We start from the raw sequence: 20359 nt of genomic DNA, 5'->3' as shown, positions 1-20359 counted from the left end.
AAGCGGCGCGCAGCAGCGCCGTGCGCAGGCCACTACGTTAATTGACGTATGGGCGCCCTGCAGGGTTCTCCCTAACCTTCATTCCAGCGCGGAACTTCTCCCGCCGACCGCGACGACGACCCGTGCGTCGCCCTCTCCCCCCTCGCCAGATGCAAGGAGCGCCTTCATGAAGCACCCTCTCGATCCCCGGAACGCCACGTCCCCCCTGGCCGGCGCCGATGCCGGCCGCCGCCGCCTGCTGCAGGCCATGGGCGCCGCCTCCATCGCCGGCCTGCCGGCCTGGGGCCAGGCCCAGCCCACGGCCCAGGTCAACACGACCAAGCTGGCCGTGACCGACACCGAGGTGACGGTGGGCCAGCTGCATTCGGCCACGGGCACGATGGCGATTTCGGAGACGGGCTCCATCCAGGCCGAGCAGCTCGCCATCGACCAGATCAACGCCATGGGCGGCGTGCTGGGCCGCAAGATCAAGGTCATCAAGGAAGACGGCGCCTCCGACTGGCCCACCTTCGCCGAGAAGGCCAAGAAGCTGCTCATCAACGACCACTGCGCCGCCGTGTTCGGCTGCTGGACCAGCGCCTCGCGCAAGGCCGTGCTGCCGATCTTCGAGAAGGAGAACGGCCTGCTCTACTACCCCACGTTCTACGAAGGCCTGGAGCAATCGAAGAACGTGATCTACACCGGCCAGGAGGCCACGCAGCAGATCCTCTACAGCCTGGACTGGGCGCAGAAGGAGAAGAAGGCCAAGACCTTCTTCCTCATCGGGTCGGACTACATCTGGCCGCGCACCTCGATGAAGATCGCGCGCAAGCACATCGAGAACTTCCAGAAGGGCAAGGTCGTCGGCGAGGAGTACTACCCGCTGGGCAGCACCAACTTCGGCTCGCTGATGAACAAGATCAAGGTGCAAAAGCCCGACTGCATCTTCGTGGCGGTGGTGGGCGGCTCCAACGTGGCCTTCTACAAGGCGCTCAAGGCGGCCGGCATCACGGGCGACAAGCAGCTGCTGGTGACGCTGTCGGTCACCGAGGACGAGATGACCGGCGTGGGCGGCGAGAACTTCGCGGGCTTCTATTCGTCGATGAAGTACTTCCAGTCGCTGGACAACGAGAACAACAAGAAGTTCGTGGCCGCCTTCAAGGCCAAGTACGGCCCCAACGCGGTGATCGGCGACGTGACGCAGGCCGGCTACCTGGGCCCCTGGCTCTGGAAGGCCGCGGTGGAAAAGGCCAAGAGCTTCGACGTGGACAAGGTGGTGGCCGCATCGCCCGGCATCGAGCTCAAGAGCGCGCCCGAAGGCTACGTGAAGGTGGACGCCAACCACCACCTCTGGAGCAAGTCGCGCATCGCCCAGGGGCTGCCGGACGGCACGTTCAAGGTGGTGTCCGAATCGCCCGAGCTCATCAAGCCCGATCCGTTCCCCAAGGGTTATCAGTGAGCACCCCCTGAGGCGCTGCGTGCCTTCCCCCTCTCTCTCTCGCTGCGCGGGAGGGGGACGACACCGTCGGTGCGGGGCGGCCCTTCCTCGGTGTCTCTGGCCTGGGGCCGCGCCAGCCTTCGATGCCGCGCCTGGTGCGGGCCGCTGCGGCGGCTGGTGCCGGCACGGATCGCATTTATCCCTTGGTTTGCACGCAGGAGCTGCACCATGACTTTCTCCGAAATGATGAACATCGGCCTGATGCAGGGCTTCGCGGGCCTGAGCCTGTTCGCGGTGCTGCTGCTCATGGGCCTGGGGCTGGCGATCATCTTCGGCCAGATGGGCGTGATCAACATGGCGCATGGCGAGTTCATGACCATCGGCGCCTACACCATCTACCTGGGCTCGACGCTCACGGCGCAGTACGCGCCCGGCTTCATGCCGTTCTATTTCCCGCTGGCCATCGTGGCCGCGTTCGGCTTCGCCTTCGTGGCCGGCTGGCTGGTGGAGTGGGGGCTGATCCGCCACCTCTACAAGCGCCCGCTCGATACGCTGCTGGCCACCTGGGGCGTGAGCCTGGCGCTGCAGCAGTGCTTCCGCACCTTCATCGGCCCCAAGGAGGTCAGCCCCACGCTGCCCGAATGGCTGATGGGTTCCTGGGCACCGGCCGAGGGGCTGGACATCCCCGTCAACGGCCTGTTCGTGCTGGCGCTCACCCTGGTGGTGACGGCCGGCGTGCTGATCGCGCTGCACAGGAGCCGCTGGGGCCTGCGGGTGCGCGCCACGGTGAGCAACCGCGTGATGGCCAACGCCATCGGCATCGACACCAAGAAGACCGACCGCCTCACCTTCGCCATCGGCTGCGGCATCGCCGGCGTGGCGGGCGCGGCCTTCACCACCATCGGCTCCACGGGGCCCACCTCGGGCTCGCTCTACATCGTCGATGCCTTCCTCGTCGTGACCTTCGGCGGCGCGGCCAGCCTGCTGGGCACGGTGGTGTCGGCCTTCGGCATCGCGCAGACGCAGTCGATCACCGAGTTCTTCCTGGCCGGCTCCATGGCCAAGGTGATCACGCTCTCGCTCATCGTGCTGATCCTGATGGTGCGGCCGCAGGGGCTGTTCGCCTCCAAGGTCCGCCGCTGAACGGCCGCGCTCACGTCCTTCCCGCATCCACCGGAGTCACCCCATGAACGCCTTCAAAGCCTGGGTCCAGCGCTACCAGCTCGCCAGCCTGGTGCTGCTCACCGTGCTGCTGGCCGTGGTCCTGCCACTGAGCCTCGACGTCTTCCGCCTCAACCTGGTGGGCAAGTACCTGACCTATGCCTTCGTCGCCATCGGCCTGGTGATGGTGTGGGGCTACGGCGGCGTGCTGAGCCTGGGGCAGGGCGTGTTCTTCGGCCTGGGCGGCTACGCCATGGCGATGTTCCTGAAGCTCGAAGCCTCCGACCCGGTCAGCACCAAGATCCAGTCCACGCCCGGCATTCCGGACTTCATGGACTGGAACCAGATCACCGCGCTGCCCTCGTTCTGGGTGCCGTTCAAGAGCCTGCCGTTCGCGCTGGCGGCCGTGGTGGTGCTGCCCACGCTGCTGGCCTGGATCGTGAGCTTCGCCATGTTCAAGCGCCGCGTGGGCGGCGTGTATTTCGCCATCATCACGCAGGCCGTGGCGCTGATCTGCACGGTGCTCATCATCGGCCAGCAGGGCTACACGGGCGGCGTGAACGGCATGACCGACCTCAAGACCCTCTGGGGCTGGGACACGCGCACCGACAGCGCCAAGATCGTCCTCTACTACGTGTGCGTGGCGCTGCTGGTGCTGTCCATCCTGCTGTGCCGCTTCATCCAGCAGAGCAAGCTGGGCACGCTGCTGCTGGCCATGCGCGACAAGGAAGACCGTGTGCGCTTCTCGGGCTACGACGTGGCCAATTTCAAGGTCTTCACCTTCTGCCTGGCGGCGGCGCTCTCGGGCATCGGCGGCGCGCTGTTCACGCTGCAGGTGGGCTTCATGTCGCCGAGCTTCGTGGGCATCGTGCCGTCGATCGAAATGGTGATCTACGCCGCCGTGGGCGGGCGCATGAGCCTGGTGGGCGCGGTCTATGGCGCGCTGCTGGTCAACGCGGGCAAGACGTACTTTTCCGAGAGCTTTCCGGACCTGTGGCTGTTCCTCATGGCGGCGCTCTTCATCGGGGTGACCATGGCCTTCCCGATGGGGCTGGCCGGCGTGTGGGAAGAGCGCATCGTGCCCTGGTGGAAGGGCCGCCGCGAGGCCCTGCGCCGCGCCGCCGTACCCGCGCCTTCGCCGGCGCCATGGCCCGCGCAGGCCCCGGCCGCCGAGCCGCAGCCCTCCGCACTGACCGCCCCCGCCGGCGCGCCGCTGCCCCAGGGCACGCGCCACCAGGGCGTCTGAACACCACCACCACCGCGCAGGAGCCCCATCCATGAGCAACACCGACTTCGCCCTCGCCGTGGAAGACCTCACCGTCTCCTTCGATGGCTTCAAGGCCATCGACCAACTCACGCTGTACGTGGACAAGAACGAGCTGCGCGTGATCATCGGCCCCAACGGCGCGGGCAAGACCACGCTGCTGGACCTCATCTGCGGCAAGACGCGCGCCACCGGCGGCAGCATCAAGTTCAAGAACGAGGAGCTGACGCGCATGGCCGAGCACCAACGCGTGCGCCTGGGCATCGGCCGCAAGTTCCAGACGCCGTCCATCTACGAGAACCTGTCGGTCTTCCAGAACCTGGAGGTGTCGTATCCCACGGGCCGCACCGTGTTCGGCGCGCTGGCCTTCCGCTGCACCAGCGCGGTGAAGGAACGCGTGCAGGCCGTGGCCGAAGACATCGGCCTGGCCGAGCGCCTGGAGACCGAGGCCGGCCTGCTCTCGCACGGGCAGAAGCAGTGGCTGGAGATCGGCATGCTGCTGATGCAGGAGCCGGAGCTGCTGATGCTGGACGAGCCCATCGCCGGCATGAGCGCGCGCGAGCGCGAGCTGACGGCCGAGCTGCTGGAGCGCATCTGCCGCAACCGCGCGGTGATCGTGATCGAGCACGACATGGAGTTCGTCAAGCGCATCGCGCACAAGGTCACGGTGATGCACCAGGGAAAGATCCTGGCCGAAGGGCCGATGGACAAGGTGCAGGCCGACCCCAAGGTCATCGACGTGTACCTGGGGCATTGAGCATGCGGTGCGAACGTTATTTCGTGGCCCGTGGCGCTGTAGAGCGTGCTTTCGGGGGGGGCTTCCACCACCACGGGCAGCCAGCGCCGCGCCTTCTCCTTGGCTGGCAAGGCAGAGCACCGAGCTGGCCGGGAGTGCCGGGTGGCCCCTGCAGCGAAATCAAGGAGGAGGCGAAGCCGGGGGACATTCGCGGAAGGGGCCACCCGGCGATCCCGGCCCGTCCACCCATCCCGCACATCAAGAACTCTGCACCGACGGCGCCCGACCGAACGCAGAGCCCACACATCCGAGCCGACATGGCAGGCATCCCAGAGCACCCCCCAGGAGCGATCCCATGCTGAAAGTCACCGACCTCCACGTCGCCTACGGCCAGAGCGAAGCCTTGCACGGCATCTCGTTCGAAGGCCATGCCAACGAAACCGTCGCCATCATGGGCCGCAACGGCATGGGCAAGACCACGCTGTTCAAGAGCCTGATGGGTGTGCTGCCCACCAAGAGCGGCAGCATCCGCGTCGCGGACCAGGACGTCACGCGCGACGAAAGCTTCCGCCGCGTCGCCAAAGGCATCGCCTACGTCCCCCAGGGCCGCATGATCTTCCCCACCCTCACCGTGGAGGAGAACATCCAGACCGGCCTGGAGAACGCCAAGGACAAGCGCATCCCGGACGAGATCTACGCGCTCTTCCCCGTGCTCTGGGACATGCGCCGCAGGAAGGGCGGCAACCTCTCGGGCGGCCAGCAGCAGCAGCTGGCCATCGCCCGCGCGCTGGTCACCGACCCCAAGGTGCTGCTGCTCGACGAGCCCACCGAAGGCATCCAGCCTTCGATCATCAAGGACATCGCGAAGGCGCTCAACGAGATCCGAAAGATGCGCCAGCTGACCATCGTCGTGTCCGAACAGGTGCTGAGCTTCGCGATGGACGTGGCCGACCGGCTCTTCGTCATCGAAGGCGGCCGGCTGGTGCACGAGACCACCCGCGCCGACACCGACCAGCAGCGCATCAAGTCCTACCTCTCCGTCTGACCACCATCCACCCCCCAAGGAGCCTGCCATGACCGACACCCTCATCAAAGTTGACCTCACCAAGTCGCCCACCGAGAACGAGAACATCCACAACCGCTGGCACCCGGACATTCCCATGGCCTGCTGGGTCAACCCGGGCGACGACTTCATCCTGGAGACCTTCGACTGGACCGGCGGCTTCATCAAGAACAACGACAGCGCCGACGACGTGCGCGACATCGACCTGACCACCGTGCACTACCTCTCCGGCCCGGTGGGCGTGAAGGGGGCCGAGCCGGGCGATCTGCTCGTCGTGGATCTGCTGGACATCGGCGCCAAGCAGGACAGCCTCTGGGGCTTCAACGGCTTCTTCTCCAAGAAGAACGGCGGCGGCTTCCTGACCGAGCACTTCCCCGAGGCGCAGAAGTCCATCTGGGACTTCAAGGGCATGTTCACCAGCTCGCGCCACATCCCCGGCGTGAACTTCGCGGGCCTGATCCACCCCGGCCTGATCGGCTGCCTGCCCGACCGCGCGATGCTCGACCAGTGGAACGCCCGTGAGCAGCAGCTGATCGACAGCGACCCCACCGCGGGCCTGGCCAACCCGCCCTCGCCCGGCACCGCCCACATGGGCCGCATGCAGGGCGAGGCCCGCGACAGGGCCGCCGCCGAGGCCGCCCGCACCGTGCCGCCGCGCGAGCACGGCGGCAACTGCGACATCAAGGATCTCTCGCGCGGCGCGAAGGTGTATTTCCCGGTCTATGTGGACGGCGCGGGCCTGAGCGTGGGCGACCTGCACTTCAGCCAGGGCGACGGCGAGATCACCTTCTGCGGCGCCATCGAGATGGCCGGCTGGGTGCACATGAAGGTGCAGCTCATCAAGGGCGGCATGGCCAAGTACGGCATCAAGAACCCCATCTTCAAGCCCAGCCCCATCGTGCCGACCTACAACGACTACCTGATCTTCGAGGGCATCTCGGTGGACGAGGCCGGCAAGCAGTACTACCTGGACGTGAACGTGGCCTACCGCCAGGCCTGCCTGAACGCCATCGAATACCTGAAGAAGTTCGGCTACAGCGGCGCGCAGGCCTATTCCATCCTGGGCACGGCCCCGGTGCAGGGCCACATCAGCGGCGTGGTCGATGTGCCCAACGCCTGCGCCACGCTCTGGCTGCCCACGCAGATCTTCGACTTCGACATCAACCCCAGCGCCAGCGGCCCCGTGAAGATGCTCGACGGCAGCATCGACATGCCCCTGTCGCACGACATCGCCTGAGCGCGCGAGAAGGAAAGCCCGCCCATGCCCACCTACGACTACCACTGCGCGGACTGCGGCGGCTTCGACGCGCTGCGCAGCGTGGCCCAGCGCAACGAGCCCGCGGCCTGCCCGGTCTGCGGCGCGGCCTCGCCGCGCGTCTTCGCCAGCGCCCCGCACCTGGCCTGCACGAGCCCGGAGCAGCGCCGCGCGCACGAGACCAACGAGCGTGCCCGCCACGCGCCGCGCTCCTCGCGCGACACCGAGGCCGGCAGCTACGGCCGGCTGCGCCACCCCGCGGGCTGCGGCTGCTGCAGCGGCGCGGGCAGCGGCAAGCGCAGCGCCACCGTCACCGCGCCCGGCGGCGCCAAGGCCTTTCCATCCAAGCGCCCCTGGATGATCAGCCACTGAGCGCGGCGCCCGGACGGCCTTTTCCTCTCGTCACCGATTCACAGTCATCCCAGGAGCCCCGCCATGATCCACGGCGATATTTCGAGCAGCGACGACACCGTCGGCGTCGCGGTCGTCAACTACAAGATGCCCCGGCTGCACACCCAAGCCGAGGTGCTGGACAACGCCCGCAGGATCGCCGACATGCTGGTCGGCATGAAGGCAGGCCTGCCGGGCATGGACCTGGTCATCTTCCCCGAGTACAGCACCCACGGCATCATGTACGACCGCCAGGAGATGCTGGACACGGCCGCCACCATCCCCGGCGACGAGACGGAAATCTTCGCCGCCGCCTGCCGCAAGGCCAAGGTGTGGGGCGTTTTCTCGCTCACCGGCGAGCGGCACGAGGAGCACCCGCGCAAGGTGCCCTACAACACGCTCATCCTCATGAACGACCAGGGCGAGATCGTGCAGAAGTACCGCAAGATCATGCCGTGGACGCCCATCGAGGGCTGGTACCCCGGCGACCGCACCTACGTCAGCGACGGCCCCAAGGGCCTGAAGATCAGCCTCATCATCTGCGACGACGGCAACTACCCCGAGATCTGGCGCGACTGCGCCATGCAGGGCGCGGAACTCATCGTGCGCTGCCAGGGCTACATGTACCCGGCCAAGGAGCAGCAGATCCTCATGAGCAAGGCCATGGCCTTCGCCAACAACAGCTACGTGGCCGTGGCGAACGCGGCGGGCTTCGACGGCGTGTACAGCTACTTCGGCCACAGCGCGCTGATCGGCTTCGACGGCCGCACGCTGGGCGAATGCGGCGAAGAGGAAATGGGCGTGCAGTACGCCGCGCTCTCCAAGCACCTGATCCGCGATTTCCGCCGGCACGGCCAGAGCGAGAACCACCTCTTCAAGCTGCTGCACCGGGGCTATACCGGCGTGCTGAATTCGGGCGAGGGCGAGCAGGGCGTGGCCGACTGCCCCTACGGCTTCTACCGCCAGTGGGTGACCGACCCGGCCGCCGCGCGCCGCACGGCCGAAGCCGTCACGCGCAGCACCGTGGGCACGGCGCAATGCCCGATCGAGGGCGTCCCGCATGGCGCGCGGGAGCCCTGAAGCGGGCGCCAGCGGCTACCGGCCCCGGGACGAGTAATCGCTCTCGATCCACGCCAGCGCGCTGGCCTGGCTGAGCTTGAAGCCGGCCTCCACGCGCGCCTCGCCCAGCAGCTCGCCAGCGGCGTCGTGCGCCGTCAGCACGGCGTACGGATATTCCTCGTCCGGCACGATGCGCAGCGCCACCCGGACGAGGTCGGCGCCGGAACCGACGGCCACCTCCTTGTGCAGTTGCGCGTGCAGTTGCTGCTCGTGGCGGCGCAGCACTTCGGAGGCCGTCTTCACCAGCGTGTGGAAGGCCGGCGCATCCAGCGGCTTGGGGTTCTTCTTGTCGCGGCCCATCGTCCAGGGGCCGACCAGCGCCGGCTCGGACTCGCCGCGCAGCGTCATGGACACGGCCCAGCCGTCGTCGTCTTCGTTCTTGATCACTTCGGCCGTCCAGCGCTCGTCGCGCCAGAGGCGCGCTTCCTGGATCGGCGCGTCGGGGGTGTCGAGCGCCGCCTCGTCGGCCGCTCGCAGGGGGGAATCGTTCATCGGCGTATTGTCCGGCAGGCAGGCACGCCGGACGCCGTGGACGCGCGCGAGTGCGCAGCGCCCCGGCTCAATCCCCGCGCCGCTTCAGGGCCCCGGACGCCTGCGTGGTCACCAGCCAGATGCCCCAGCAGACCAGCGCCAGCGCGGCGGCGTTGCGCCATTCCAGGATGCTTTCGCCCAGGAACAGCGCCGACAGCAGCGCGCCGAACACCGGGATCATGAAATTGAAGGCGGTGATGAGGCTGACGCGGTTGTGCTGGAGCAGCAGGCTCCAGATCGAGATGGCCAGCGCCGAAAGCACCGCCATGTAGCCCAGCAGCGCCGACGAGGCCGGCGTGATGTGCCCCAGCGATCCGCCCAGCGCATAGCCCGCCGCCAGCAGCACGGCGCCGCCCACCACCAGCTGCCAGCCGGTCATGGCGACCGGGTCCATGTGCTGCGAGATGCGCTTGCCGTAGATGCCGCCCACGGCCAGCACCAGCGCGGCGATGACCACGAAGCCTTCGCCCAGCAGCGTGAATTCCACGCCCGGCAGCGCGCCGGCCAGCCCCCCGCCCAGGTTGACCACCATCACCCCCACGAAGCCCGCGCCGCAGCCCAGCGACTTGCGCCAGGTCAGCCGGTCGTTGTGATAGAGCCAGTGCGCCAGCAGCACGCTGAAGAAGGTGCTGGTGGCGTTCATGATCGAGGCCTTCACGCCTGTGGTGTGCGCCAGGCCGATGTAGAAGAACACGTACTGCACGCTGGTCTGCACCAGGCCCAGCACCACCAGCTGGCGCCACACGGAAGGCGGCCAGCCGCCCAGGCGCCGGCCGGTGGCCGCGGCCCAGGCCAGCAGCAGCCCGCCCGCCGCCAGGAAGCGCCAGCCCGCGAAGACCAGCTTGGAAGGAATGTCGTCGCCCGCGATGCCCAGGAGCGCATAGCCCGACTTGATCGCCGGGAACGAGCTGCCCCAGAGCAGGCAGCACAGCAGCGCCAGCGCGAACACGCTGCCGCGCCGGGTGAAGACGGTCGAGGCAGGAGCAGCAGCAGCGGCGGAGGCGGGCGCGGCGGGCGCAGGAGAAGCGGCAGAGGACACGGCAGGCACTTTCATCATCGACCGGGGCGCCCAGGCCCCGGGGTGCAGTCATTCTAGGCAGTGGTACGACGACTGCCGCGCGCCGGCCCGCAATGCCCTGGCGGCAGCGCCCCGGGCCGCGCCACACGCCCCTCCACGGCTCCGGCACGCCGCGCCTTTAGCTATCCAATTGATAGCATCATGCCCAATCAACAAAAGCGCTGCGGGCATATTTCGCTTGCATCCGCCGAATGGACGGCCCCCTGTGGCACGATGCGCCCCGGCCCGCTGCCCGCTTGCCCGTGCGGCCGGCCGCCCCCTCAACCGCCCCAGGAATGGCCGCCGTGGACACACCCATCTCCCCACCGCCCGCCGGCGACGACGACCACGCCGCAGCGGCCATGCCGCCGCCCCCCTTGCCGCCGCTCTCGCAGGCCTGGTGCTTCTGGCTCAAGCTCGGCTGCATCAGCTTCGGCGGGCCGGCAGGGCAGATCGCGCTGATGCACGAGGAGCTGGTGGAGCGGCGGCGCTGGATCTCGGAGCGGCGCTTCCTGCACGCGCTCAACTACTGCATGCTGCTGCCCGGCCCCGAGGCGCAGCAGCTCGCCACCTACATCGGCTGGCTGCTGCACCGCACCTGGGGCGGCATCGTGGCCGGGGCGCTGTTCGTGCTGCCCTCGCTCGCGCTGCTCATCGGGCTGTCGTGGCTCTATCTGGCGCATGGCGACGTGCCGGTGATCGCGGGCCTCTTCTACGGCATCAAGCCGGCCGTCACCGCGCTGGTGGTGCAGGCCGCCTGGCGCGTGGGCGGGCGCACGCTCAAGAACGGCTGGCTCTGGGGCATCGCCCTGGCGGCCTTCGTGGCGCTCTTCGCGCTGCAGCTGCCGTTCCCGCTCATCGTGCTGGGCGCCGCGCTGGCGGGGCACCTGGGCGGCAGGCTCTCGCCGCAGTCGTTCGCGGCGGGCGGCGGCGCGCATGGCGGCCGCGCGGCAGGCCAGCCGGCCGCCCCCGCCCTGATCGACGACGACACGCCCACGCCGCCCCATGCGCGCTTCAGCTGGCCGCGCTTTCGCGCCGTGCTGCTGGCCGGCGGCGGCCTGTGGCTGGCGGCCATGGCGGGCCTGGTGGCGCTGCAGGGCTGGCAGGGCGCGCTGACGCAGATGGGCTGGTTCTTCACCAAGGCCGCGCTGCTGACCTTCGGCGGCGCCTATGCCGTGCTGCCCTACGTCTATCAGGGCGCGGTGGAGCACTTCCACTGGCTCACGCCCGCGCAGATGATGGACGGGCTGGCGCTGGGCGAGACCACGCCCGGCCCGCTCATCATGGTGGTGGCCTTCGTCGCCTTCGTGGGCGGCTGGACGCAGGCCCTCTTCGGCCCCGGCGCGCTGCCGCTGGCCGGCGCCGCCGCCGCGGCCGTGGTGACTTTCTTCACCTTCCTGCCCTCGTTCGTGTTCATCCTGCTGGGCGGGCCGTTCATCGAATCCACCCACGGGCAGCTGCGCTTCACCGCTCCGCTCACGGCCATCACCGCCGCCGTGGTGGGCGTGATCGTCAACCTGGCCGTGTTCTTCGCCTGGCACGTGCTCTGGCCGCAGGGCCTGGGCGGGCGCTTCGACGCGGCCAGCGCCGTCATCGGCGTGCTGGCCGGCGTGGCGCTGATGCGGCTGAAGTGGGGCGTGATGCCGGTGCTGGCGCTGGCGGGGCTGGCCGGCGTGGGCTGGCGGCCGCTGCTGGCGGGGGGCTGAGGGCAGCGCCGGCATCGGCCACGGCGGCGACGGCACCCATGGCCGGCAGCAGCCGCGCCACGAATTCCCGCGCCGCCGCGCTGCGCGAGGCGCCCCGGCGCCAGAGCACGCCCGCGCGGCGCACGGTGGCGGGATCGGTCAGCGCGATGGCGCGAATGCCCGGGCCGGCCTGCGCGGCGGCGCGTTCGGCCGCGATGGTGGCCAGCGGCCCGCTGCGGCAGGCCTGCAGCAGCGCGTCCACCGACTCCATCTCCACCCGTACCGCGGGCGCCACGCCGGCCTGCGCGAAGGCCGCGTCGATCATGCGGCGCGTGGCGAAGCTCTGCGGCAGCAGCGCCAGCGGCACGCCGGCAAGCTCGCGCATGCGCAGGCTGCGGCGGCGCGCCAGCGGGTGGCCGGCGTGCACCACCAGCTGCAGGCGTTCGTCGAAGAGCGGCTCGGCCTCGATCTCGTCGCGGTGCGCGGGGTGGAACGAGATGCCCACGTCCAGCCGGCCGGCGATCAGCTGCTCCTCGATCGGGCCGCCGCGCAGCTCGCGCACCACCACCTGCACGCCGGGGTAGTGCGCGCTGAAGGCAGCCACGGCCTGCGGCAGCAGGTGCGTGAGAAAGGTGGGGATCACGCCCACCGTGAGCGTGCCCGCCTGCAGGCCCGCCATGTCGGCCAGCGCCATGCGGCCGGCCTCCAGCTCCTGCAGCGCGCGCGCCGCGTGGCTGCGGAAGGCCATGCCCGCCTGCGAGAGCTGCAGGCCGCGCCCCAGCCGGTCGAAGAGCGGCAGGCCCAGCTCGGCCTCCAGCTGGCGCAGGCCGTGCGACAGGGTGGACTGGGTGACGAAAAGCGCGTCGGCCGACTGCGTGAGGTGCTCGGTCTCGGCCACGCTCAGAAAGTAGCGCAGCTGGCGCAGTTCCATGGCGGGGAATCCTGGGTGGATGTGGTGCAAGGGCAGGGGGAACATCGTTCGATGCCATCGAACGATGCATTCCATATATACCATTGGATCGCAGGCTCGCCGGGGGCTAAGGTCGCCCCCCATGACTGCATCCGCTGCCAACGCCCTCCTGCGCATCGAGCGCATCGAGGCACGCATCCTCGACATCCCCACCATCCGGCCGCACAAGTTCTCGTTCGGCGCCATCCATCGCCAGAGCCCGGTGATCGTGCAGCTGTGGCTGGCCGGCGGCGCCTGCGGCTTCGGCGAGGCCGCGACCATTGGCGGCCCCTCGTGGAACGAAGAGTCGCCCGAGTCCATCCTGCACGCCATCACGCAGTACCTGGGCCCTGCCGTGGCCGGGCAGGACGCCGGCCGCTTCGAGCGGCTGCTGGCGCGCATGGACGCCGTCTGCAAGGGCAACCGCTTCGCCAAGAGCGCCGTGGAGATGGCCGTCATCGACGCCGTGGCGCGCTCCTTGAGCCTGCCCGCCTGGCAACTGCTGGGCGGCAAGCAGCGCGAGAGCCTGCCGCTGGCCTGGACGCTCGCCAGCGGCGATTCCGCCAGCGACGTGGAAGAGGCCGAGCGCATGCTGGCCGCCCGCCGCCACCGCATCTTCAAGCTCAAGATCGGCGCCCGCTCGCCGGAGGACGACGTGGCCCACGTCACCCGCATCGCGCGCGGCCTGGACGGGCGTGCCGCCCTGACGGTGGACATCAACCAGGCCTGGGACGGCAATACCGCGCGCCGCTGCGTGCCCCAGCTCATCGACGAGGGCGTGAGGCTGATCGAGCAGCCCGTCGCGCAGTGGAACGTGGAGGCCCTGCGCCAGCTCACCGCCAGCCTGCCCGGCGGCGCCCTGGTGATGGCCGACGAGACCGTCTGCACGCCGCAGGACGCGATGGCGCTGGCGCGGCAGGGCGCCTGCCACGTGTTTTCGCTCAAGGTCGCCAAGCACGGCGGCCTGCTGCGCACGCGCGCCGTCGCCGCCGTGGGCGAGGCGGCGGACATCGGCTGGTACGGCGGCACGATGCTGGAGACCTCGCTGGGCAGCGCCGCATCGGCCCACGTCTTCGCCACCCTGCCCGGCACGCACCACAACTGCGAGCTGTTCGGCCCGCAGCTGCTGGTGAACGACATCGTCGCCACGCCCATGGAGGTGCGCGACTTCGCCCTGCAGCTGCCCGACGGCCCCGGCTTCGGCGTGGAGGTGCTGCCCGAGGCGCTGCGCCGCTTCGACCGTGCCCGCGAGGGCCTCACGCCCGTGCATGTGGACCTGGGGCGCGGCACCACGGGCGCAGCGACCACGCCCCCCGCCGAAGCCGCCCCGGCCGCGCCACCCGGCTGACCGGCGCACCCGCGCAGGGCATCGACCGCTCACCGATTCCGATCCGATCCCGATTCAGACCCACAAAAAACAGGAGACAAGACCATGGCCCCCAACGCCCTTCCGCCTTCCCGCAGCGCCATCGCCGCCGCCATGCCCACTCGCCGCCACGCCCTGGCCCTCGCGGCCGGCACCATCGCCACCGCGGCGGCGGCCACGCTGGCCGGCCTGCTGCCCACACCGGCCCATGCGCAGCAACCCGCAGCAGCCGATGCCGCCACCGTGGCCGCCTGGCCCGCCAAGCCCATCCGCTGGGTCGTGCCCTTCCCGCCCGGCGGCGCCATGGACGTCATCGCCCGCACCCTGGGCGAGCGCGCCGGCCGCGCGCTGGGCCAGCCCTTCGTGATCGAGAACCGCCCCGGCGCGGGCGGCAACATCGGCGCGGACGCCGTGGCCAAGGCCCCCGCCGACGGCTACACCATCATGATCACCTCCATCGGCATGGCGACCAACAAGGCGCTCTACGCCAAGCTGAGCTACGACCCGGTGAAGGATTTCGCCCCCGTCAGCCTGCTGGCCGTGGTGCCCAACGTGCTGGTGGTGAACGCCCGCAGCCCCGACAAGACGGTGGCCGACGTCATCGCGCATGCCAGGCGCGATCCGGGCAAGCTCACCTATGCATCGGCCGGCAACGGCACCTCGATCCACCTGGCGGGCGAAGTGTTCGCCTCCATGGCCCAGCTCAACCTGCTGCACGTGCCCTACAAGGGCAGCGGCCCGGCCATGACCGACATGCTGGGCGGGCAGGTGGATCTGATGTTCGACAGCATCACCTCCGCCGCACCGCACATCCAGTCCGGCAAGCTGCGCGCGCTGGGCGTCACCAGCGCCAGGCGCTCGGCCACGCTGCCGGGCGTGCCCACCATCGCCGAGGCCGGCGTGCCCGGCTACGAGGTCTCGCCCTGGTTCGCCGTCTTCGCCCCGGCCGGCACGCCCGCGCCCATCGTGCAGAAGATCAACGCGGCCCTGCTGGACGCGATGAAGCAGCCGGAGACCCAGGCGCGTTTCGAGGCCATCGGCGCCGAGCCCATCGGCAGCACGCCCGCGCAGCTGGCCGCGCACCTGGACAAGGAATTGGCACGCTGGGGCAAGCTGATCAAGGAACGCAACATCCGGATGGATTGATCGAAGAAGGGCGGGGCCGCCCGCTCAAGCCTTGTGCTTGGCCGCATACATGGCGGCATCGGCGCGCGCCAGCAGCGCATCGGCCTGCGCCGCATCGTGCGGATACACCGCGATGCCCACGCTGCCCGAGATGTCGAGCAGGCGGTCGTGGATATGGAAGGTCTGGCGAAGCGCCGCCGTGATCTTGCGCATGACCTGCTGGGCCACGGCCGCGCCTGCCTGCAAGCCCGGCAGCAACACGATGAACTCGTCGCCGCCCAGGCGGGCCACGGTGTCGCCCTTGCGCAGGCAGCCTTGCAGGCGAGAGGCCACCAGGCAGAGCAGCTCGTCGCCGACCGCATGGCCATAGGTGTCGTTCACCGGCTTGAATCTGTCGAGGTCGATGAACAGCAGGGCCACTTCGGATTGCATGGAAGCGGCCTGCTCGACGGCCTTCTCCAGGCGGTCGGTCAGCAGCCGGCGATTGGGCAAGCCCGTGAGCGCGTCGAAATGGGCATAGTTCCATGTCGCCTCTTCGCGCCGCTTGCGGTCGGTGATGTCGCGGATGAAGGCGGAGAACCGCTGCTGCCCCGATTGCAGATGCGGCCAGATCGACAGCTCGATCGGGAACAGGCCGTTCGAGCGGTGCAGGGCGGTGATCTCGATCGTCTTGTTCAGCACATTGGACGACTGCTCGGCCTTGAACCGCTGCAGGCCCTTGGCGTGCTGCACCCGATGCTCGTGCGGAACGATCAGGTCGCCCAGAACCCCGCCGACGGCCTCGCTGGCCGGCCAGCCGAACATCTTTTCGGCCGCGCGGTTCCAGTGGATCACCCGGCCCGTCAAGTCGATGGTGATGACCGCATCCTGGGCGGAATCCACCAGCTGGCGGTAGTTCTCTTCGCTTTCCTCCAGAAAGCGCCGCATGGAATCCAGCTGGACGATGTAGTCCTGCAGTTCCCGGTGCACGTCCGTGAGCGTCAGCGAGAAAAAGTGCAGCCGCTCATCGACAGGCATGAGGGTCAGCTGCTCGTACAAGTCCCTGGCGTTCGGTGCGAGCATGTCTTCAGTCTCCCTTTGTCAGGGCCCCCTTCGCCGCCGCAGAACCGAAGTTCGACAGCGCCTGAAAGCGGCCCCCGCGCCTTTCACGCGTAAAGGCGATGCAGTGCACTGAGCCCGCATCGCCGGTATCGGCAAAACGGCCTGCACGCATGCCCCAAGAAGAATCGTCACCGAAGAGAAGAACTCTCACAGAGGCCGTGTGCGAGCGACCAGCCGCAAGATTAAGGCGGGCAGCCTGCGCGACCTACATTATTTTGACATATTTATCAATTGCTTACATTCCCGGGTGCGCCGATCCCATCCACGGGTTATGCAACCAGACAGGGCATGCAGAAAGCATCTTCAGCCCCCAGCGCACGCAGGCCCGGGACTCAGGCCCTCATGGAGGCTATCGGCACGGTGCCCATCGGCAGCGCGCCCATGCACCGGCGGCGCCGCTCAGGAAGGGAAGGGCACGGCAGGGGCTGCCGAGGCTTAGCCATCAGGGCATGCGCAAGTCCATCCCGAGATGCCTGGCCAGGGTGAACGTGAAGAACAAGAGGATCGCGAGCGCCACCAGAAAGACGGCGCCCAGCTTGCAGGCCGTGAGCAGCAGCGCACGCTTGTCCAGCTTCTTGCCGCCCTGGTCGTAATGCCACTTGATGGCGAAGAACATGCACGTGCCGAACACCAGCACCTTGAAGACGATGAAGACGACGGGGACCCAATCGATCATGTGAGACTTTCCGGGCCATGACGTGGCCCTCTGTGGAGGGCGGGCAGCGCGGCTGCGCCCACGGCACAGGCAAAGCCAAGCCAAGACGTCGAGCGACGGCCATGCAAGCATGCAGCCGCGGCCCGTTCTGGGCATGGTACGTCGAAGCAATATCCATACATCGAGAGACAACGCCCCCTTCAGATCCATGCAAGAAGACGACAACGCACCCCTCTGGCTACCGCGGCTGGCCGCGCAGGGCGGCCCCCGTTTCCTCCAGATTGCCGATGCCTTGCAGGCGGCGGTGGCAGACGGATCGCTGGCCCCCGGCGACCGGCTGCCGCCGCAGCGCCTGCTGGCAGCGCAGCTGGGCGTGGACCTCACGACGATCACGCGCGCCTACGACGAGGCCAAACGCCGCCACCTGCTGGAGGGGCGCGGCGCCCGGGGCACTTATGTCGCCGCGCCGAAAGTCGAATGGGGCGCGGTGCTCGATCTGAGCATGAACATCCCGCCGCCCCCGGAGGGCGTGGACTTCGGCGACCTGCTGAAGCAGGGCCTGTCGCAGGTCCTGCTGGGGGCTGATGCCGAATTGCTGATGACCTACCAGCTGGGCGGAGGCAGCGATGCCGACCGCGAGGCCGGAGCCCGGTGGCTCGCGCCGATGCTGGGCGATGTGGACGCTCGCCAGGTCGTCGTCTGCCCCGGCGCGCAGGCCGCGATCGCCGCACTGATCCTGGCGCTGACGGAGCCCGGCGACGTGATCCTCGCGGAACCCACGGCCTACCCCGGCTTGATGGCCGCAGCCGCCCCATTCGGCCGGCGCATCGTGGCGGTGGAGGCGGACCCGCACGGCATGCTGCCCGAGCGGCTGGAGCAGGCCTGCCGCCAGCACCAGCCCAGGCTGGTCTATCTCAACCCGACGCTGCAGAACCCCACCGCCATCACCATGCCCGAACACCGGCGCAGGGAGATCGCCAGCGTCGCGGAGCGCTGCCGCGTCCGCATTATCGAAGACGACCCCTACTGGCTGCTGGCGGATGCCCCGCCGCCGCCGATCGCCACGTTCGCCCCGGGGCAGGTGTACTACCTCTCGACCCTGTCGAAATGCCTGACGCCCGGCCTGCGCATCGCCTTCGTGGTCCTGCGCGATGCGCACGAACGCGAACGTTTCCTCATCGCGCTGAGGTCATTCGCGCTGATGGCCGCGCCCTTGACCGCCGCCCTCGCCACGCAATGGATCCTCGACGGCTCGGCCGCCGCATTGATGGACGGCGTGCGCAAGGAAGCGCGCCTGCGCCATCGGATGGCGAGGGACATTCTGGCGGGGCGTTACAGCGGCACGGGAGACGGCCTGCATGTGTGGCTGGAGTTGCCAGGGTATTGGAGCTCTGCAGAGCTTGTGCGTGCGACCCGCAGCGAGGGGATCGCGGTAATGCCGGCGGAGGCGTTCGCTACCAGCAGCGGATTGGTGACTGCCGATGCCATTCGGATATCGCTGGGGAGCATCCAGGAGCGGGGGCGCTTGCAGGCGGGGCTTCGGAGGTTGTCGCAATTGCTTGCGCGGCAGCCCTAGGGAAGGTCTGCATAAATCGCCTGCTGTCGTGCTTGGCAGTGACGTGAAGCACTGAGAACGTGTTCACGATCTAACGCTGCACATGCTCCGCCACGGAAGCGTCCATTTCCCGAAATCATCTTCGATCCGCTCTGCAAAGTGGGCATTGCAGGTATCGCACTCTTCATCGTCGAATGAGTCAATCGTTGCCCACTTGGTCCGGGATGGCGTATGCCAATTTTTTGAACTTGACCTCAGGCATTCTCAGGCCGCAGTAGCGGCAGCACTTCTTGGCCTTGTCGCCCAAGAAGACGCGATCACTGCCTGGCTGAAAGGTAAAAGAATAATCGATTTTGTAGCGCGCTTTAACCCATTATTCAACCTCGACCATCCTGGAGTTGATCTCGGTGCGAGATTGCTTGGCGTCGGATTTATCGGACATCGCCATGAAGTGGATGATAGGTGCAGCCTGCCTTGTTGGAAATAGTCAATATTTCGGCATGCCAGGTGAGGTGGCCTTGGATTATCGGCTCCTCTTCGCGCTTTCGGTCACGCCATCCGCAATTTCAGTTGCAATGTCAGCCGCAGGGAAATGCGAATTGAAGTTTCGCTGATTGCATTTTATCGGCCGACTGTTACAAAAATTTGCTTCAGTCATTAAAAATAATGCCGAAGAATAATTCGCAGGGTGTGCCCGAATGGATTCGAGAGATATTTAAATCTAGCGCTACCGTTATTTTGGCGTTGAATCAATGACGGGGTGGTTTATGAAAATTGATGCTTCTCAGATTTATCAATCTCAGCCGAGCAGTTCGAGGTTGGTAGTTAATTCGATATCGAAGCCTATGAGGGGCCAGCAGGAGGCGGTGAACTCCGTCACTAGGGCTACGATATCACCAGAAGCGTATCGGGCTGCGGCGACAGGGGACGTGCAGTCAGTCGATGTAAATCGACCTCTGGCCGGCCTTAGCTTGAAGGATCTGCTTGGCAAGTACGATTTCAAGAATGTCACGCCAGAGCAGTTCGCTCAACTAGCGGGCGAGCTACTTGCCCGCAAGGAAATATCCAAAGAGGTTGCTGGAAACTTTATGGGGACCGATTTGGATAAAGTTGAATCCATTCCGAGGAACAAGCCTATAAACATGCTTGAGCATATGGAGATGATGGCCGAAGTTGCGAAAACTCCCTCTCCTATTGCTATCAAATCGCGGGATGAGGAACTGTCAACTCTGAAGAATATGATCTCTTTTGCCAAGGGCGAACGCTTATCTCTAAGCTAGGCATACTGCTTAGAACCTGTTTACGATCTTCGACACAGCAAAGCCAAGAATGCCAAGTGGACGAACTGCAAGCTGGTGTTGAGCAACCTCTCGCAGTTCTTCCATAAGCGCCTGTTCTTGTCCAACCAGGCAAAGCTGCGCTCCACCACCCAGCGCTGAGGCATCACCTTGAACGCGTGCAACTCGCTTCGCTTGGCGATCTGAACGGTGACGTGCTCGCCCAGGATCTCTTGCACGCCCAGGGCGAACGGCTTGCCCACGTAGCCGCTGTCGCACAGCAGGCTTCGCACCCTGCCCAGCGCAGGTCGGCAGCGCTGCAGCGCCTGCAAGGCTCCTTTGCGGTCCGTCACTTCTGCCGTGGTCACTGCAATGGCGTGCGGTAGCCCTTGGGTGTCCACTGCAATGTGGCGCTTGACGCCCGAGACTTTCTTGCCCGCGTCATAGCCCTTGTGGGTCGCTGTATCCGTGTTCTTCACGCTCTGTGCGTCCACGATCAAGAGCGCGCTCGAGGCGCTGCGCCCCAGTCTCTCGCGGGCCGCGCCAACCTGATTTTTTGAGGGCCTGCTCCAGCACGCTTATCCCGTGCAGGTCAGGCTCGCTCCACTTGCGCCAGTACGCATACACGTTCTGCCACTTGGGAAACTCCGGCG

General features: G+C 67.6%; 19 protein-coding genes and 1 pseudogene. 14 read left to right on the top strand and 6 right to left on the bottom strand.

Annotated elements, in window-relative coordinates:
• The first annotated feature begins 166 nt into the window (after positions 1-166).
• The 8 genes from urtA to BM070_RS14805 all read left to right on the top strand — a co-directional run bounded on the left by urtA (position 167) and on the right by BM070_RS14805 (position 8366).
• Positions 167-1438: an urea ABC transporter substrate-binding protein gene (urtA, locus tag BM070_RS14840; protein ID WP_092940200.1), complete on the top strand. Its 1272-nt coding sequence runs from the start codon at positions 167-169 to the stop codon at positions 1436-1438.
• 207 nt (positions 1439-1645) lie between these two features.
• The gene (urtB, locus tag BM070_RS14835) at positions 1646-2560 is read left to right on the top strand and encodes an urea ABC transporter permease subunit UrtB (protein ID WP_092940199.1); all 915 of its coding nucleotides are present in this window, start codon (positions 1646-1648) and stop codon (positions 2558-2560) included.
• 43 nt (positions 2561-2603) lie between these two features.
• Positions 2604-3824: an urea ABC transporter permease subunit UrtC gene (urtC, locus tag BM070_RS14830; protein ID WP_092940198.1), complete on the top strand. Its 1221-nt coding sequence runs from the start codon at positions 2604-2606 to the stop codon at positions 3822-3824.
• A gap of 31 nt (positions 3825-3855) precedes the next feature.
• Complete coding sequence (gene urtD, locus BM070_RS14825) at positions 3856-4599, top strand: urea ABC transporter ATP-binding protein UrtD (protein ID WP_092940197.1); 744 nt, start codon at positions 3856-3858, stop codon at positions 4597-4599.
• A gap of 334 nt (positions 4600-4933) precedes the next feature.
• A complete protein-coding gene (gene urtE, locus BM070_RS14820) occupies positions 4934-5623 on the top strand; it encodes an urea ABC transporter ATP-binding subunit UrtE (RefSeq protein WP_026432495.1) in 690 nt (229 codons plus the stop codon).
• Positions 5624-5651: 28 nt separating this feature from the next.
• The gene (gene fmdA / locus BM070_RS14815; protein ID WP_092940196.1) at positions 5652-6878 is read left to right on the top strand and encodes a formamidase; all 1227 of its coding nucleotides are present in this window, start codon (positions 5652-5654) and stop codon (positions 6876-6878) included.
• 24 nt (positions 6879-6902) lie between these two features.
• Positions 6903-7268, top strand: coding sequence for an FmdB family zinc ribbon protein (locus BM070_RS14810; protein WP_092940195.1), 366 nt, complete (start codon positions 6903-6905; stop codon positions 7266-7268).
• A 63-nt stretch (positions 7269-7331) separates the two neighbouring features.
• Positions 7332-8366 carry an aliphatic amidase gene (locus tag BM070_RS14805; RefSeq protein WP_092940194.1) on the top strand — a complete coding sequence of 345 codons (1035 nt, stop codon included), beginning with the start codon at positions 7332-7334 and terminating at the stop codon, positions 8364-8366.
• 15 nt (positions 8367-8381) lie between these two features.
• Here BM070_RS14805 and BM070_RS14800 read toward each other — a convergent pair whose 3' ends face one another.
• Both BM070_RS14800 and BM070_RS14795 read right to left on the bottom strand, forming a co-directional pair.
• The gene (locus BM070_RS14800; protein ID WP_092940193.1) at positions 8382-8897 is read right to left on the bottom strand and encodes a hypothetical protein; all 516 of its coding nucleotides are present in this window, start codon (positions 8895-8897) and stop codon (positions 8382-8384) included.
• A gap of 67 nt (positions 8898-8964) precedes the next feature.
• The gene (locus tag BM070_RS14795) at positions 8965-9975 is read right to left on the bottom strand and encodes a DMT family transporter (protein ID WP_434803191.1); all 1011 of its coding nucleotides are present in this window, start codon (positions 9973-9975) and stop codon (positions 8965-8967) included.
• Between the two features lie 380 nt (positions 9976-10355).
• Between BM070_RS14795 and chrA the strand changes: the two genes are divergently transcribed.
• A complete protein-coding gene (gene chrA / locus BM070_RS14790; protein ID WP_092940319.1) occupies positions 10356-11699 on the top strand; it encodes a chromate efflux transporter in 1344 nt (447 codons plus the stop codon).
• Here chrA and cynR read toward each other — a convergent pair.
• Positions 11584-12609, bottom strand: coding sequence for a transcriptional regulator CynR (gene cynR, locus BM070_RS14785; RefSeq protein ID WP_245785238.1), 1026 nt, complete (start codon positions 12607-12609; stop codon positions 11584-11586). The genes chrA and cynR overlap by 116 nt on opposite strands.
• A gap of 121 nt (positions 12610-12730) precedes the next feature.
• Between cynR and BM070_RS14780 the strand changes: the two genes are divergently transcribed.
• Together BM070_RS14780 and BM070_RS14775 are read left to right on the top strand one after the other, a co-directional pair.
• Positions 12731-13975, top strand: coding sequence for a muconate cycloisomerase family protein (locus BM070_RS14780; RefSeq protein ID WP_092940192.1), 1245 nt, complete (start codon positions 12731-12733; stop codon positions 13973-13975).
• A 132-nt stretch (positions 13976-14107) separates the two neighbouring features.
• Positions 14108-15139 carry a tripartite tricarboxylate transporter substrate binding protein gene (locus BM070_RS14775; protein ID WP_092940318.1) on the top strand — a complete coding sequence of 344 codons (1032 nt, stop codon included), beginning with the start codon at positions 14108-14110 and terminating at the stop codon, positions 15137-15139.
• A gap of 24 nt (positions 15140-15163) precedes the next feature.
• On the opposite strand, the gene BM070_RS14770 is transcribed toward BM070_RS14775, so the two are convergent.
• Positions 15164-16180: a diguanylate cyclase domain-containing protein gene (locus BM070_RS14770; RefSeq protein WP_092940191.1), complete on the bottom strand. Its 1017-nt coding sequence runs from the start codon at positions 16178-16180 to the stop codon at positions 15164-15166.
• 481 nt (positions 16181-16661) lie between these two features.
• Positions 16662-16895 carry a hypothetical protein gene (locus BM070_RS14765; protein ID WP_092940190.1) on the bottom strand — a complete coding sequence of 78 codons (234 nt, stop codon included), beginning with the start codon at positions 16893-16895 and terminating at the stop codon, positions 16662-16664.
• A 187-nt stretch (positions 16896-17082) separates the two neighbouring features.
• Between BM070_RS14765 and BM070_RS14760 the strand changes: the two genes are divergently transcribed.
• From BM070_RS14760 to BM070_RS24300, 3 genes are all read left to right on the top strand, one after another.
• The gene (locus tag BM070_RS14760; RefSeq protein WP_092940189.1) at positions 17083-18450 is read left to right on the top strand and encodes an aminotransferase-like domain-containing protein; all 1368 of its coding nucleotides are present in this window, start codon (positions 17083-17085) and stop codon (positions 18448-18450) included.
• An 82-nt stretch (positions 18451-18532) separates the two neighbouring features.
• Positions 18533-18916 (top strand): hypothetical protein, encoded by a 384-nt coding sequence (locus BM070_RS24305; RefSeq protein ID WP_139222849.1) that lies wholly within the window; start codon positions 18533-18535, stop codon positions 18914-18916.
• Between the two features lie 379 nt (positions 18917-19295).
• Entirely contained in the window at positions 19296-19709 is a 414-nt protein-coding gene (locus BM070_RS24300) for a hypothetical protein (protein ID WP_139222848.1), read from the top strand.
• Between the two features lie 20 nt (positions 19710-19729).
• On the opposite strand, the pseudogene BM070_RS14755 reads toward BM070_RS24300, so the two are convergent.
• Positions 19730-20359, bottom strand: a pseudogene (locus BM070_RS14755) (IS5 family transposase); the annotation flags it as partial.

Source organism: Paracidovorax wautersii, from assembly GCF_900113035.1.
GTDB lineage: Bacteria > Pseudomonadota > Gammaproteobacteria > Burkholderiales > Burkholderiaceae_C > Paracidovorax > Paracidovorax wautersii.
Note: the sequence above shows the minus strand (reverse complement) of the source record. Positions and strands in the feature narration are given on the sequence as shown.

Excerpts from the sequence above, each read along its gene's own strand:
- BM070_RS14810 (WP_092940195.1), top strand. The coding sequence starts at position 6,903 with ATGCCCACCTACGACTACCACTGCGCGGACTGCGGCGGCTTCGACGCG.
- urtE (WP_026432495.1), top strand. The coding sequence starts at position 4,934 with ATGCTGAAAGTCACCGACCTCCACGTCGCCTACGGCCAGAGCGAAGCC.
- BM070_RS14765 (WP_092940190.1), bottom strand. The coding sequence starts at position 16,895 with ATGATCGATTGGGTCCCCGTCGTCTTCATCGTCTTCAAGGTGCTGGTG.
- BM070_RS14800 (WP_092940193.1), bottom strand. The coding sequence starts at position 8,897 with ATGAACGATTCCCCCCTGCGAGCGGCCGACGAGGCGGCGCTCGACACC.
- urtB (WP_092940199.1), top strand. The coding sequence starts at position 1,646 with ATGACTTTCTCCGAAATGATGAACATCGGCCTGATGCAGGGCTTCGCG.
- BM070_RS14770 (WP_092940191.1), bottom strand. The coding sequence starts at position 16,180 with ATGCTCGCACCGAACGCCAGGGACTTGTACGAGCAGCTGACCCTCATG.
- chrA (WP_092940319.1), top strand. The coding sequence starts at position 10,356 with ATGCCGCCGCCCCCCTTGCCGCCGCTCTCGCAGGCCTGGTGCTTCTGG.
- BM070_RS14775 (WP_092940318.1), top strand. The coding sequence starts at position 14,108 with ATGCCCACTCGCCGCCACGCCCTGGCCCTCGCGGCCGGCACCATCGCC.
- fmdA (WP_092940196.1), top strand. The coding sequence starts at position 5,652 with ATGACCGACACCCTCATCAAAGTTGACCTCACCAAGTCGCCCACCGAG.
- BM070_RS14805 (WP_092940194.1), top strand. The coding sequence starts at position 7,332 with ATGATCCACGGCGATATTTCGAGCAGCGACGACACCGTCGGCGTCGCG.
- urtA (WP_092940200.1), top strand. The coding sequence starts at position 167 with ATGAAGCACCCTCTCGATCCCCGGAACGCCACGTCCCCCCTGGCCGGC.
- urtC (WP_092940198.1), top strand. The coding sequence starts at position 2,604 with ATGAACGCCTTCAAAGCCTGGGTCCAGCGCTACCAGCTCGCCAGCCTG.
- BM070_RS24305 (WP_139222849.1), top strand. The coding sequence starts at position 18,533 with ATGCTCCGCCACGGAAGCGTCCATTTCCCGAAATCATCTTCGATCCGC.
- cynR (WP_245785238.1), bottom strand. The coding sequence starts at position 12,609 with ATGGAACTGCGCCAGCTGCGCTACTTTCTGAGCGTGGCCGAGACCGAG.
- urtD (WP_092940197.1), top strand. The coding sequence starts at position 3,856 with ATGAGCAACACCGACTTCGCCCTCGCCGTGGAAGACCTCACCGTCTCC.
- BM070_RS14780 (WP_092940192.1), top strand. The coding sequence starts at position 12,731 with ATGACTGCATCCGCTGCCAACGCCCTCCTGCGCATCGAGCGCATCGAG.
- BM070_RS14760 (WP_092940189.1), top strand. The coding sequence starts at position 17,083 with ATGCAAGAAGACGACAACGCACCCCTCTGGCTACCGCGGCTGGCCGCG.